The 14,902-nt window shown below is 46.9% G+C and carries 11 protein-coding genes and 1 pseudogene; 2 read left to right on the top strand and 10 right to left on the bottom strand.

What is annotated here, in order from left to right; translation table 11 throughout:
* Nucleotides 1-28: 28 nt before the first annotated feature.
* From QFZ78_RS15510 to QFZ78_RS15540, 7 genes are all read right to left on the bottom strand, one after another.
* Nucleotides 29-931, bottom strand: a complete 903-nt coding sequence (locus QFZ78_RS15510) for a carbohydrate ABC transporter permease (protein ID WP_307548810.1) — start codon at nt 929-931, stop codon at nt 29-31.
* On the bottom strand, nt 931-1,812 hold the full coding sequence (locus tag QFZ78_RS15515) for a carbohydrate ABC transporter permease (RefSeq protein WP_307548811.1): 882 nt from the start codon (nt 1,810-1,812) through the stop codon (nt 931-933). Before QFZ78_RS15515 ends, QFZ78_RS15510 begins: the two co-directional genes overlap by 1 nt.
* 13 nt (nt 1,813-1,825) lie before the next feature.
* The gene (locus tag QFZ78_RS15520) at nt 1,826-3,136 is read right to left on the bottom strand and encodes an ABC transporter substrate-binding protein (protein WP_307548813.1); all 1,311 of its coding nucleotides are present in this window, start codon (nt 3,134-3,136) and stop codon (nt 1,826-1,828) included.
* 121 nt (nt 3,137-3,257) lie between these two features.
* Nucleotides 3,258-4,433, bottom strand: coding sequence for a response regulator transcription factor (locus tag QFZ78_RS15525; RefSeq protein ID WP_307548815.1), 1,176 nt, complete (start codon nt 4,431-4,433; stop codon nt 3,258-3,260).
* Nucleotides 4,434-4,437: 4 nt separating this feature from the next.
* Nucleotides 4,438-5,721, bottom strand: a complete 1,284-nt coding sequence (locus QFZ78_RS15530) for an ABC transporter substrate-binding protein (RefSeq protein WP_307548818.1) — start codon at nt 5,719-5,721, stop codon at nt 4,438-4,440.
* On the bottom strand, nt 5,705-7,546 hold the full coding sequence (locus QFZ78_RS15535; RefSeq protein ID WP_307548819.1) for a cache domain-containing sensor histidine kinase: 1,842 nt from the start codon (nt 7,544-7,546) through the stop codon (nt 5,705-5,707). The genes QFZ78_RS15530 and QFZ78_RS15535 overlap by 17 nt, the downstream gene beginning before the upstream one ends.
* Before the next feature lie 284 nt (nt 7,547-7,830).
* The gene (locus QFZ78_RS15540) at nt 7,831-9,015 is read right to left on the bottom strand and encodes an MFS transporter (RefSeq protein WP_307548820.1); all 1,185 of its coding nucleotides are present in this window, start codon (nt 9,013-9,015) and stop codon (nt 7,831-7,833) included.
* A 696-nt stretch (nt 9,016-9,711) separates the two neighbouring features.
* Here QFZ78_RS15540 and QFZ78_RS15545 point away from each other — a divergent pair.
* Together QFZ78_RS15545 and QFZ78_RS15550 are read left to right on the top strand one after the other, a co-directional pair.
* Nucleotides 9,712-10,545 (top strand): bclA protein, encoded by an 834-nt coding sequence (locus tag QFZ78_RS15545; protein ID WP_307548821.1) that lies wholly within the window; start codon nt 9,712-9,714, stop codon nt 10,543-10,545.
* A gap of 125 nt (nt 10,546-10,670) precedes the next feature.
* Nucleotides 10,671-10,892 carry a hypothetical protein gene (locus tag QFZ78_RS15550; protein ID WP_307556131.1) on the top strand — a complete coding sequence of 74 codons (222 nt, stop codon included), beginning with the start codon at nt 10,671-10,673 and terminating at the stop codon, nt 10,890-10,892.
* 91 nt (nt 10,893-10,983) lie between these two features.
* Here QFZ78_RS15550 and QFZ78_RS15555 read toward each other — a convergent pair whose 3' ends face one another.
* The 3 genes and pseudogenes from QFZ78_RS15555 to QFZ78_RS15565 form a co-directional block, all read right to left on the bottom strand.
* On the bottom strand, nt 10,984-12,087 hold the full coding sequence (locus QFZ78_RS15555; RefSeq protein ID WP_307548822.1) for an ABC transporter permease: 1,104 nt from the start codon (nt 12,085-12,087) through the stop codon (nt 10,984-10,986).
* Nucleotides 12,084-13,040, bottom strand: coding sequence for an ABC transporter ATP-binding protein (locus tag QFZ78_RS15560; protein WP_307548825.1), 957 nt, complete (start codon nt 13,038-13,040; stop codon nt 12,084-12,086). The genes QFZ78_RS15555 and QFZ78_RS15560 overlap by 4 nt, the downstream gene beginning before the upstream one ends.
* 186 nt (nt 13,041-13,226) lie before the next feature.
* Nucleotides 13,227-14,811 (bottom strand): annotated as a pseudogene (locus QFZ78_RS15565) (extracellular solute-binding protein).
* Between the last annotated feature and the right edge of the window lie 91 nt (nt 14,812-14,902).

Here is a 14,902-nt window from a genome sequence, read left to right on the forward strand (position 1 = left end):
TTCGATTGCTTCCATACTCACCGGATTGTCAATCCTTCACCGACCCCTGCATAAGCCCGGCAATAAACTGCCGACTGAAGATTGAGAACACTATAATGAGCGGTACCGTAGCCATCAGCGTTGCGGCCATGACCATAGAGTAGTCCGTGCTGTATACGCCATTCATTGAGGCAATCAGCATCTGGATCGTGAATTTGTTCTGTACGGAGATGACGACGAGCGGCCACAAATAATCATTCCAGGAGTTCAGGAACGTAATGATGCCGAGGGTCGCCAACGCCGGGCGAAGCACCGGAAGCGCTACACGATAGTACAGGTCAAAAGAGTTACAGCCGTCAATGCGTCCTGCATTGATAAGCTCATCATGCAGCACGGAGGCCGCATACTGCCGCATCCAGAAGATACCAAATGCACTCGCCGCCCCCGGGATGATCAAGGCTTTCAGATCATTGATCCAGCCCAGCTTTTGTATAATGATGAACTGGGGAATTAGCCCCAACTGCTGCGGCACCATCATGGTCATCAACAGAAAGAAGAACAGGAACGGCTTGGCTGGAAATGAAAATTTGGCAAAGGCAAAGCCAGCCATCGAGCAAAAAAACAGAACCAGAAGCGTGTGTACACCTGCCACGATCAAGCTGTTGCCGAACGATCGGAAAAACCCGACATGATCGATAACCTTTCCGATATTAACCAACAGCTGATCACTAGGCAGAAACCTCGGGGGAAACCGGAACATATCCGAAGTCGTTGCGGTAGACATCACGAACAGCCAGTAAAAAGGAAATAGCGACAATAGAGTACCGACCAGCATCCCGATGTGAATAAGGAACGTTCCTGAAGCCCAAGAGGACTTCGCTGGGGTCTTGGTTAGGGCGACGGCATCTCTGCTTCGGCGAGTGACCGTTACTTTGGAAGATTCCGATCTCATTAGATTCCCTCCCCTCTCGAAACGAATTTCCAATTCAAGAAGGAGAAAACACCGATGATCAGGAACAGCATCCAAGCGATAGCGGAAGCATAGCCGAACAACTGATTGCCGAAGGCTTGGTTATACAGATACAGCACCAGCGTTAACCCGCCTTTGGTTGCCCCGCCGGTATTGCCGACTAGAATTAAGGGTTCTGTAAACAACTGCATGCCGCCAATCGTCGAAAGGATCACAGTGAACAGAATGATCGGCTTCAACAGCGGCAGCGTAATGCTGAAGAACTGCTGCTTCCGGTTCGCTCCGTCAATCGTAGCTGCTTCATACAAGTCATGCGGGATACTCTGCAGCCCGGCCAAGTAAATGATGGCATTGTAGCCCGTCCACCGCCAAATGACCATGAGCGACACAGCGACCTTCACCCAGAATGGATCGTTGATCCATTCAATCCGGGGCAGCCCAACGACCTGGAACAGCCCATTAATCAGCCCGAATTGGCTGCCGAAGAACGACCCGAAAATAATGGCTACAGCCACAATCGACGTAATATTCGGCAGAAAATAGACCGCTCGGTAAAAGTCCTTGAACCGCACGAAAGCGGCGTTGAGCAGAAATGCGACGACCAGTGCCAGAAACAGCTGCGGTAAGGTCGAAAAAAACCAGATGACGAAGGTGTTGCCGACCGACTTCCAGAAATCTGGATCATCGGTCAGCAGGTTACGGAAATTGCGAAGTCCCACGAACTCCATCGGCCCTAGCCCATCCCACGAGTGGAAAGCTAGGTACAGCGAGAACAGAATCGGAAACAAGCCGAATACGATAAACAAGATATAAAATGGAGATATCATCAGGTAGGGCGCCAGATACGTCTTCAACCCTCTCATCGCAGCCACATCCCTATTTGTTTTTCAATTTGGTCTTGGCCTTCTCAATGAGGGCCGCGAATTCTTTGTCAGGATCCTTGGTCTTATCGACCGTCACGGCCTGCATGCCATCGCTAATAATATCTTCCACGGTTTGATAGAAAGGTCCTTTACGCTGTACCTTCACGTCCTTGGCTACCTCGGAGAACAAGATGCCGAGCTTCTGGTTGCCCCAGAATTCATACCCCGCCTCTGTGAACGCTTTATCGCCATAGACCGACGGAGTCGAAGGGAAATTGCCTGAAATCTTGAATACCTCTAACTGCTGCTGGGGTGAAAGCATCCAACTAATAGCTGTGTAAGCTTCCTTGGCGTTCTTCGTTTCCTTCGGAATAAGTAAGAACGAACCGCCCATGTTGCCGGTGCCCTCCGGAATTTTGGCTGCACGCCATTTGCCCTTCGTATCCGGTGCGCGGGTTTCAACGTGGCCTTTGCCCCATGCGGCAGAGATGTACGTAGCGATTTTGCCGGAATTCAGAGCGGCAGAGTACTCCTGCAGCGCATTTTTCTGGTCATAAGCTCCAGCGATGCCCATTTCACGGGCTTTCTTATAATAATCCAACGCTTTCTTGATTTGCGGGTTGGAATCCATTGTCAAATTCTCGTCTTTATCAAAGTACAGTTCATTGCCCTGGTCGCGAATCGCACCATATAATTCATAAGGGTTGGATAAAATACTAGCGCCTGTTTTCTCCTTTAATGTTTTGCCAGCAGCGAGGAAGTCGTCCCAATTCTTAATCTTGGCCGCAACATCGTTAGGCTCCGAAGGGAGTCCGGCTTGTTGGAACAGATCTTGGCGGTAGTAAAGCACCATCGGACCGATGTCCGTAGGAAATCCAAGCTGCTTGCTGCCAGCGCTGCCTTGCTTCCATTTCCAATCCAGATAATCCTTGGACAGATCCTTAGCTCCATACTCGTTCAGGTCGTAAAATTTATCAGGGTACTTCAAGAATTGGTCCATCTGTGAAATATCGATCATCGCAATGTCCGGAGCCCCCGAGCCTGCCGACATCGCCGTCAAAAGCTTCTTATGGGCGTCCTCCCACTTATAGATCTGTGGAACAATCTCGATGTTCGGATGGGTGCGGTTAAACTCTGGTATTATCTTTTCAAATGATGCCCCCTGCCAAAACCACATTTGCAGTTGAACCTTTTTCCCGCTGTTTCCACCTGCTTCATTTTTTACTGCGACTTGCGTTCCTCCGCTGCTGCTGCATGCACTTAGAAGAACAAGAAGAGAAACCAAGAGCAGAAACATGGACTTGCGTTTAGGCATCCAATTCATTCGATAAACGCTCCCTTCACCATTTTCAACTGGACTTTCATATTAGTAAGTCCTTACATTTAGTATAGGCAGGACTTTACAGCTCGTATAGGTAACGAATCTTCGATTTCTTGGACTCTTCTCAGGAATGTTCCACCGTCCGATAATCCCCGGGGGCCATGCCGACGAAGGTTTTGAAGATGCGGCTGAAATAGGCTGGGTCCTTATACCCTACCCTTATGCATATCTCATATACTTTCAGGTTCGTCTCGCGCAGCCATCGCTTGGCCTCCGTGAGCCTGATTTGCGTCAAGTACTGGGTATAGGTGAGTCCCATCTCCTGATGAAACAAATTGCTTAAATAATTGGCATTCACTTGGAATTGCTGGGCAAAATCGGACAAATTCACCGCTTCGTTGGCATATTCATTATGTACGTATTTCAAAAGCGCCTTAATAATCGGCGGAAATGAGTCCCCTCTTTCCTTCCTTGTAATTTCATTGAAGCCCAAGCTCATCATGCTGCGCATATACATCAACCCAAGATCACTTATCTCCTTGGTGCAGCCGCCATGACCTATCTTCACTTCAATGCGGAGCTTTGCTTCCATCCACTTCGAAATCTCCTGCACCTGCTGCTCCCAGGCCTCTTTATCATCGTTCTCGATGAACAGCACCACGGTGATGAGCCGGTCCTCAACGCATACTGCTGCCGTCCCCAGTCCGCTGAACGATTCCTGGGCACATTCCCGGATGAAGTAACGTACCGAGGTCTCCCCCAGTGACCGCAAATCCTTTGTCGAGAAGGAGACGAGCCGGATGGCGGCATATTGCGGAATTAGCCCTTCATCGAAGGTTGGCACCGGCACCCCGTGGAGCAGGTCGTGCATTCGTTTCTCCAGCAAGGCTCGGCTGCGGATCACATTCACCTGCTCGGACTCCATTCGCCGGCGGTAGTTCCCATAAGCTTCGTTGTACACTTCTAGCAGCTTCTCCTTGGAAAGAGGCTTAAGCAGGTAGGCTGCCACTTGATGCTGCATCGCTTTCATGGCATAATCGAATTCCGCATGCCCCGTCAGCACATACACATCGGTTTGCGGTGAATGCTGCCTTATATATTCGGCAAGCTGCAAGCCGTCCCCAGCCGGCATGCGGATATCGGTAATAACGAGCTGCACCGTCCTCTGCTGCAGTATAGTAATCGCCTCCAACCCGCTAGAGGCATCCAACACTTCACCCACGCCTTCGAATCGGACCAGTGTTCTGCACATTGGAAGACGTACATTTGCTTCATCGTCTACAATCAGAACAGTAAACATGCGGTTAGCCTCCTCCTTCTACATGGTTTAGCGTCTCAAACTGCTGCATAATCCCTTTCCACGTTAACTCAGGATCTGCACCGTCAGATTCAACCCGCCGAAGACCGTCGCGAATCCATCTTTCAATCGTCGTATAATCGTAATCATCATAGCCTGATTTGTAGCGAAGCGCCGTGTAAGAATAAATTTGACCAACTGGCGCATCATTGAAAAAGGGATCGTTAACCTCCAGGAAATCAGAAGAGGAGTACGATTCCGGTGTGGAAGGAAAATTCCCGCTGCCAATAAAATTCGCCAGCTGCTGCTGTGGAGCCGTTAACCAGCAAGCTAGCGAATACGCCGCTTTGGGAGATGAACTTGTCTTCGGCATCGCCAAATACGTCCCTGTTAAATTGGATGGCAGACCAGGTGCCCGGGTCAGATCCCACTTGCCCGCAGTAGCAGGAGCATTCTTCTTCATCATGCCGTGAAGCCAAGAAGGAGCCAATACGAGGGCGAATTTTCGATTGACCGCTCCTTCGGCCCAAGCTGAAGTTTGCGATGGCAACCCGGCGCTGAGGCCATGCTTGTGGAAATACACCGCCCGATCCCAAGCTTCCTTAACATGAGGACTTAATTCGTGCTCCACAGGCAGCACATATTGACCGTCAAACTGGTTGAGATAGCTAAGGAAGATATTCGTTATATTATCGAATAATACGGCCCCCGTCCGCTGCTTCAATAGGACTCCTGCTTGCTCCAGCGCGTCCCAATCGGACAGATAGGCCGCCACCTTCTCCCGTTCCGTTGGTAAACCGGCCTCCTGAAATAAGTCATGGCGGTACGCAAGTGCCACAGGCCCGATATCTACAGGCATGGCATACAAGAAGCCACCATTCTTGCTTTCCGCTTGCCGCCATTTCCAGTCCAGATAATGAACTCGCTCGTCGCCGTAATCATAGAGGTTATAGAACTGGTTCTGGAAGCGCTTTAATTGATTCAGCTGCGAAGCCTCCAACAGAACAAGATCGGGGGAATCAGCCTTCGTTGCTAGCGAAGTCATGAGACTCGGCACCACATCGTCGTATTGAAAAGTAACCATTTCGACATCCATCTGAGGATATTCTGCTGCATACTTCTTAATCAGCGGCTCCAGCCCACTTCCCGGCCACAGCCAGATACGCAGTGTACTGGGCTTCGGAGAGCTTTTCACACTCGGCATGACCATTTCGGGGGAGCAGGAGCACAGCAGGCTGATCATTGCCAGTACTAGCGAAAGCCGAAGAAATAAATTAGGCAGCACCATCATCCCCTCTTTTACCCAGCATTAACAATCCTTGCTCCCTATCTAACTGAGATGGCGGGTCCAGCAGAGGAAGTGATAATACCACTTGCAGTCCTCCCAAAAGACTTGGCATCAGGCGAATTCCGTAGCCTGGACCAAAGAAAGCCTGCAGCTGCTTATGCAGATTGCTTAATCCGATACCGCCCGCCTTCTTCTCAAAGCCTTGCTCCCGATGAATCGAGTCTTCAAGCAACTGCAGGGCCGCAAGCGGCATACCTACGCCATTGTCTTCCACTGAGCACAGGATCTTGCCGTCCTGCCGGTAGATCCGGACTCGAATGAGCCAGTCCCCCTCGTCCTTGTGCTCTAAGCCATGGTGGAAGGCATTCTCGACGAGCGGCTGCAGGACGAGCCGGATCACACTTTGCTGCTGCAATCCTTCTTCTACGTCGAGACTAACGTTGAATTTCTCACCGAAGCGCGCCCGCTGGAGCAATAAATACCGGTCCAGCTGCGCCAGATCCTCCCCGAGCGTCACGAAATCGGTCGACGGATGGACGCTATAGCGAAGCAGTTCACCGAGCGCGAGTGTCATTTCCTGCGCCTTCTCTGGCCTCTCGTCCTCAATCGTCCAGTAAATCAGATTGAGTGAATTGTATAAGAAATGCGGTCGGAACTGTGCTTTCAACGCGACAAGCTCCGCCCTCTGGGCACTGATCTGCTGCTCGGAGAGCCGTTGAACGACTTCCTCCAGCTGACGCACCATGCCATTGTAGTTTGAATACAGCTGCGTAATCTCCCGGCTCGCAAAAGGCCGGTCGATCGGCTTGATGCCTTCCTTGCTCAGCTTGTTCATCCCATCGGCCAATTGACGAATTGGCTTCGTAAGCGTCCATGTGAAGTACGCTACCAGTGCGAGGGCAATCCCGATACCTGCAGCCATGGTCAGCAGCGCATTCGCCCACATCTGCGAAGCGTCACTGTACACCGCTTCAGGTTTGAAATAGGCGATGGTGGTCCAATCACTGTAATTGGACTTGGCATAGGTCACAAGCATCCGCTTGCGATCCTCCCTCGTCGTCCATTCGAAGAAAGGCTGCGCATTCCCACCGAACTTGGAAAACAGCCCTTGATCTGCCGCCGTTCCAATCTCGCGAGGCTCCGTCGAATACACAATATTCCCTATGGAATCCATGACTTGCACCTTTCGCTCGATACGCTGTCCCGTTTCACCAATCATCCGGTTCATTTTCTCCACAGGAAACACCACGAACTGATCCCCCAAAACGGTAAGGTTTCGAGAGTCCTTCAGCTTTCGGGCCCCAATAATGGCAGGAATCTCACCATCTCGCCAAGCCGGACCATACACCCACAGCATATGACCATCAAGCTCCTCCATTTTCCTGTACCAAGTGACAGCACTCACAGCGTCATCCGCTTTCGGCCAAAACAACTGGAGCGACTCGTTAGACGAGTAAGCATTGCCTTCCCGGTCAAAAAGGTGAATGAGCATTTCACCTGCGATATAGCGCGTTTTCTCCGCAAGGTAGCGGTTCAACGCAAGCTGCTCTTGCCCTCCTTGCTTTGTAATCGGCTTGTTCAAAGCGGTCTGCACCTTTTCATCGAACGCAATCATCTGGGAGGCTTGATCATATTGACGCAGCAGCACATCAATCTTAGCCGACAATTGGTCGACAGACTCCTGCGTATAGCCAGCCGTACGATTCAGCGCAAGCTGTGAGGTTAAGCGATAGTTGAACAGATTGGTAAGCGCAATAGCAAGAGCCGCAATGAGAAACATACCGGCCAGCAACTGGATGAAGATAGGAATAGGTCGTCGTCGTACCATGGTTCACCTCGCTTCCACGCATTAACACTTAACGGATATGTTCTGACACATAATTCTAGATAAGGACAATATCCCCTTCTATCGATGTGAAAATGAAGAATATGAACTAAATCATCTGAATATTCGACATTTTTCGGCTATCTCAAAATAAAGGCTATCCTCCGCTCATTTTTTATTCCATGGGTATTTTAGAAGTAACTAAAAAATCTGCCTGATTTCCAGCGTAGCCACGGGAGATTAGACAGACTTTATTTACTCTAGAAGATCACTAATGGAATATTTTTTTATTCACTTCGAGACTTACCGTGCTTCGAGGAATCGGCTGCATCTCCCATTTTATTTGAAACAAGCGGAGTAATCACCGCACACAAAATGGCAACTATCATGAGCGAAATAAAAACAGGTCCCTGGATTTTTTCAACGCTAAGGATAAGAGCAAGCATAATGATTCGAGAAATCGTAAGGGATAACTCTCGCCAAATTAAAATTTTAGATTGTTCGATAATAGAGTGCTTCGCAATGATTTTAAATTGTTTTGTATTCCATATCGTACCAAAGTAAAACATACCCATGGTCGTCAGCACGTTCGAAGCAATGAGCATCCAAGGATATTGAAAGAGTGCAAGCAAAAAACCAAAAGAAATCATAACCATTCCGAGCGATAACCACGTTGAATCTCGAACTTTCTTCTTTCTGTACAAAATCATCGCCACAATTGTAGACAGCGTATAGACAATGCTTAATAGCGCAATAACTAGTTTGTTTTCGGAAATGGAAAATGTAAATACAAGTGCGAATAACCCCTGGAACTGCAAGAAAAAACCGGCAATCATACAAGAGAGCATGATCCACTGGATCGGGCGAATTCTTAATATATTTTTAATCTCCTCTTCCTGCTTCTCATCTTTTAAAGAGATAGCGGGAATGTAAAAAGAAACAACCATAAGAAGAGCGACAAATACAAACATTAGCAAAAAAGAACCGTTAAAACCAATGAAAGAAATGACTCCGGCAAAAAGAAGCGGATTTACAATCGAAACGATTTGACCGATGATGCTTGAAAACGAAAAATAGCTTTCAAAATCTTTGCCTTTTCCGAGTTTCGTCAACGATATATTTTGAGCTACAGCATAAAAACTCCACATGATGCCTACAGGAACCGCAATACAAGCAATCCAGAACATTCGATTTTCCAGTTCTAAAAAAGACAACATGGTAAATGTTACTGCCCCGCAAAGAGCCACGACGCGTATCAATAATTGTGTGGTCCATTTTTTTATAAGCTGAGTTCCGAAAATAAAAGCAAATCCCCACGTAGTAAACATCACTAAATTAAACCAAGTTACATCAAAAATACTCTGATTTTTTTGCCAGATATAAAGATTAACAAATATCCCAATAAAGTTAAAAATAATCATAGATGACGTATTCATCAACAAAAGTTGTTTTATATCTCTATTAATTCCCATCACTGCCTCCTTTACGCTTCCTATATTAAAGAGAAATGCGGATTATTTCCATAGGGTTGAACATTTTATTTTTGGAAAAATGAACGAGCCTAATAGGCACGATTGAAGCTCTGGTGATGCTCAACCCTCAAAAAGAAAACCCTTAACTATTAGTGAGGCCACTGAAAAAGTTCCTTAATGTCGGACAACAAGAACTTGTATCCTTGTTTGACAAGAACTTATATCCTTAACCGTAACCCGTATCTTGTACGTCGTAAAAAAAAAGATGAACGAAATATCCGTTCACCGCCCTTTATTTAATATGTACGATATTGTTAGAGCAATAATTCTTTGGATAATTATGTGCTCATATTTTTGGTTGGCAGCTGACTTATTCAGCAGGTTCGATGACATTCTACAAAAGGCGATACCCATAATGATAAAAATTACCCCTATCCATCCGAATACCGTTAACTTTTCATTAAGTAAAGTTACTCCAAGAAAGTGGCACTAATAAAGGACTTGTTCCTCGCATGATGGGATAAACCTGTGATAAATCACCTAAGGACCGCATCAATGGCGTATCTTTGTGACCGGGAATTTTGGTCAACGATTAACGCCCAATATTCTTAAAATGGTTTTTAGTCTAGCTATAGCCGGCTAATAGTCCATGCTAAAATAAACAACTCACGTACACTGAACTATCTTTATAGGGAGGTGTCGTTGTTGAGTTGTCCGGATAGAAAAAAACGGTGTAAAAAGAAAACCGCAATTGTGTTATCCAAAAGAAAAAAAAAGAAACGTCGTCTTCGAGTTATTAAAAAAATAGTTATAAAAAAAGTAGTGCGGGTGCCGTGTCCCCCGCCAGAAGGACAGCAATTACTTCAAGGGCTTGCGGGAGCAATTGCAGAAGCTGGACCTGAAGGGCTTGCAGGAGCACTTGGACCACAAGGACTTGCAGGACTTGCGGGAGCAATTGGCGCTGCTGGACCAGCAGGACCACCAGGACCACCAGGACCACCAGGACCACCAGGGCCATCAGGAGTTCCAGGACCATCAGGACCTGAATTTAGTGTTTGTGATTGTTGTGTTTCTCCGATGCAGAATGTCTTAGAACAATTAATTGGTGTGACCGTTATTCTTTCTACTGTTGCAGACGCACCTAATGTGCAACCCTTATTATTTCAAGTCACCATCAATGAAGTGAATGATTTTCTGGTTACGGTAATAGACGAAGAGACTAACACAACCTCTATAGTCAGCATTGCAGATGTGAATGCAGTCCTCTTTTTACCTGGTCCTGAAATCGAATTGGATACTCCTATCAATTTCCCGGGCGAATGTGATTGTCGTGAAAGACCTCTTAGAGAGTTATTTGATACACTTATTAATACAACAGTTAATTTTCGGAGCAGTAATGGCTCAATGGCGGAAAATTTTAACGTAGAAAGAACGGGACTTGGAATTATTTATGGACAATTGGATATAGGAGGAGGTACAGTAGTAAATGCTGCTATTTCAATATGCCAAATTACACAGGTGAATCCATAATAGTCACTAGTACCACTAAAATAAAATAGAGTTAAGTTTACAAATAGCACTCATCTTAATCACAAGGTGTGGGCTATTTGACGCTTACCACTATAGTGCATTGTAAATATAAAGGACTCTCCCAGTTGATAATTATATCCTTCGGTAAATCCCGTACAGCTGATCTAGGTGTGGAATACCGAAAGGTTCTCTCCGAACTGCATGCAGCCATTGTCACAACAGGAGAAAAGAATGACGGGAAGCAATTGCAGACATTGATAGAAAAGAGCAAGGCGACTAAAAAGAATTACCAAACAGGGCTTTACATAGGGAAAAAGACGGCGTATCCCCCCAGAATGTGGGAGTAAACGCCGTCTTTGTCTATAGAGCATTAACTTGATTTAGGAGGACACAGTTTTTCAGTGGCCTCCTATTAGTTAAGGGCTTTCTTTTCTCTTCCTACTCCCACTTAAAAGTAAAAGTAGCAATAATGAACGACACCACCAGCCAGATGCTAAGCAGCAGCGCTTCCAGCCACAGATCACCAAGTCCCGCTCCCACATTCATGACCTGCCTTAAAGCGGTGCTCAATTGGGTTATCGGGATGGATTTCACGATCGGCTGCAAAAACTCCGGCATGTTGGATACGGAGAAGAAGACGCCGCCTAAGAACAGAAGCGGAAACGATATGAACCCGGCTATTGGCCCGGCGCTTTCCGGCGTTTTGGCCACACCGGCAATGATAAAGCCGATGGACATGAACGTCAGCGTGCCCAGCACGACAAAGAGCAGTAACAGCAGCCACGAGCCGTTCACTTGCGTTCCGAAAATCAGGGAGCCCACGAGCAGCACAATCATTGCCTGCAAAGTGTTCAACACGAGGCGCGCCGTAATTTGTGCAGCGATAAACGTCGATGCTTTCAGCGGAGTGCTTTGCATCCGTCTCAGCACCCCCCTCTCCCGCCAGGAAGCAATCTGTCCAGCCACCCCGTTCAGATTGTTCGACATGATCATCATAGCGAGAATTCCGGGTACGAGGAAATCGATGTATCGAAGTTGCAACGCCTGTACGCCAAGCGGTTCGATTTGGACGATGGGGACGTAATTCGTAATGCTTTTGGATACACCGTCAGCAACCCTCTCAACAGCTTGCAATCCGATCAGTGAGTTCATTTGGTTCGTCTGATCATAGTAGACCTGCAGAAAACTCGCCTTAGAACTATCCAAGCCCTTCTTCGCGACAGCACTGCCATAATTTTTCTGAATAACGACGACTAGCTTCTGATCACCATGCTTGAGCTGCTCCAGAGCAGCATTCAAATCTTCGGCAGGCATCAGCTTCAACACCTGATTCGCCTGAAGAGCTTCTACCATAACCCGGGACTCCGCACTTTGATCTTGGTCGATGACTACTCCGTTCAAGCTGATGTCATTGCCATTGCCCAGAAAGGAGCCGAGCATAATCATGAAAAACAAAGGCATAAACAGCGTAAAAAACAGTACTTGCCGGTTCCGCGCAAATAACCGGAGCTGCGCCAGCGTTAATTGAATGTAAGATTTCATTTTTCTTCCAGGCTCCTTCCGGTCATCGTAATAAATACATCTTCAAGTGTAGCCGTGCGGGTCTGCAAATCAGCCAGCTCAAGTACGCCGCCAGCACTTTTCTCAATAAGGTCTGTAAGCGATACCTGAAGCTTATCTGTATATAACACGAATACGTCCTTACGCAGTTCTACACCTTTCACTTCACGTACTTCGCTGAGCTCACGAAGTAAGTGTTTCTTGTTCTCCTCCGTCCTTTCGTCCAGCCCTTTGAGCCGGAACTCGATCGCGCTATCGGACTGAAGGCTCAGTACCAGATTGCGCGGCGTATCGAGCGCCACTACTTTACCTTGATCCATCAGGCAAATGCGATCGCAAAGCACATGTGCTTCTTCCATATAATGCGTCGAGAGAACGATCGTCTTGCCTCTCTCCTTCAGCTTCAGGATGATGTCCCAAAGCGTACGGCGGGCTTGTGGATCCAGCCCCGTCGTCGGTTCATCCAGGAAAATGACCTTTGGGTCATTAACAAGGGCGAGACCGATAGCAAGACGCTGCTTTTGGCCTCCGGAGAGATGCTTGACGCGGCCGCTTCTTTTGTCCGTTAAAGTCAAATCTTCCAGCAGCGGTTCAACCGGAACCGGACTAGGATAGAAGCTTGCGTACATTTTCATAATTTCCTCAACCGTCAACAGTTCAAAAAGCGAGGTCGACTGAAGTTGAACGCCGATGACTTCTTTCACTTTTGCCAAGTCCTTTTGCGTATCGTATCCGGCCACTCGGGCATGGCCCCCATCGGGCCTACGCAGGCCTTCGATCATTTCCATCGTTGTCGTTTTGCCTGCGCCGTTAGGACCAAGCAGACCAAATACTTCTCCTTGATATACCTGGAAGTTGACTCCCCGTACGGCCTGAAAGGTACCGTAGTTTTTCACTAATCCGTCCGCTTCAATAACAATCTGTGTAGACTCCAAAGTCCTAACCCCTTCCGCTTTCCATTCTTATATATGTATCGCTTTCTATAATCTACCATATGGTTTAGGCAGATGCACTTCCGTATGGAATATGAAGCGAATATTTGCCGCACTCAGGAATGTGAAAGGACGCCGATAGCAGTCGGCGTCCCTGATGATATCTATGAAGTTGAAAATTATTACCTGCTACTTTTTGATATTAGCGTAAAGGTCATTGATTTCTTTCACATAGTCGTCGCCGCCACTCTTCTTCCAGAGGTCAAGCGCCGCTTTGAAGCCAGCTTCATCGATTTGACCAACAATGAATTTAACACGTGCATCGTTAATGATGTTATCCAATTGCGGACCTTTTTGTGTATATACATTCGAGATTAACGGTTCAGCTGGATTAGCGAGAACGATTTTCTCATTATCTTTTTGAACCTGATCCTGCTTTTTCCGAATCGGCGTCTGCACTACGGTCAACGCCTTACTTTCCGGAAGGAAGTTTAGTATTTGATTTAAACCTTCCAATTCTGATTCCATTAACGCTGAATCCTTACTAGGCTCGATACCGCCTTCAACTTTCTTGTAATGCTTTCCTTCAATCCCATTGCTCGCGAGGATTTGCGCTTTTTCATCATTCATTTTATCGAGGAACGAAAGTACTTGGCGAAGCTCTTTTTCCGTTTTCACGCTTGATTTGGAGATGGCGATCAAACCTGCATACCCGGAAGTTGGTAAAGCTCGCAGCCCCTTCGGACCACTTACTGAACCGACAACATCCATATATTGCTTATTCTTATCGTCCTTGCCTGCCTTCTCCATCGCTTGATGGATTTTATCCTCATTGCGCGCTGCAGAATCTGCCACGTCAACGATCACTCCAGCTTGGCTGTTAAAAATAGGATCATTATACTTGGCTGTATCAAATACAGCGAAATCTTGGTTAATCAATTTTTCATCATACAGCTTTTTCATGAATTTGACTGCATCCAAGTATTCATTAGTTAGAAAATTAGGTTGGAGCTTACCACTGGCATCCTCGCCCCATTTGTTCGGAGCGCCAAACCAAATCGCAATTTGATCAAGAGGGCCGGCCCAGCCGCCACCCCATTTGGATACAACCATCCCATAGGTGTCATTTTTCCCATTTTTGTCCGGATCGTTTAAGGTGAACGCTTTCAACATGTTATAAAAATCATCAATGGTTTGCGGCGGCTTCATACCTACGTTCTCAAGCCAATCTTTACGATATACGATTGCGTTCCTGCCCAAGGCTCTTCCACGATATAAACCGTAGATTTTGCCGTCTATTGTCGTATTATTAAGCACGATCGGATTTGCTTTACTGAGGTTCGGATAATCTTTCAAATAAGGTCCAAGCTCCCAAAAAGCTCCGGTTCTTGCCGCATTAATAAAGCTTTGCTCCTTTATCTGTAGAAACAAGGATTGTCGGAAGCTTGCCTGATGCCAACGTGATGTTAAATTTGTCACCATAGGAAGAGTTTGCAGCCCATTCGAAATGAATATTAGCGTTTGTATATTTCTCAAGTTCCGCAGCTACAGGGCTGTCATCCTTCGGAAAGGTTGGTTTAAATATAGGCGCCATGATACTGATATCGATTGGAGCTTCTTTCGCCGGACTTCCAGAATTAGCTGGAGCTGAATTAGAAGGCTTCTCATTTCCACTGCTGCCTGAGGAGCATGCTGCAACAGATAATGCCAGTGTAGTCATCACAATGCTAGACGCCCAACGTTTCATTGCTTTTTTGTTCTTATTCATGTTCATTTGCCTCCCTTAATTTTAAACTTCATTATGCTTATTTAAGCTTATAATAAATCCGCGCTGCCTTACCTATTCTTGTGGCAATGCGAAAAAC

The sequence above is a fragment of the Paenibacillus sp. V4I5 genome (assembly GCF_030817255.1).
GTDB lineage: Bacteria > Bacillota > Bacilli > Paenibacillales > NBRC-103111 > Paenibacillus_E.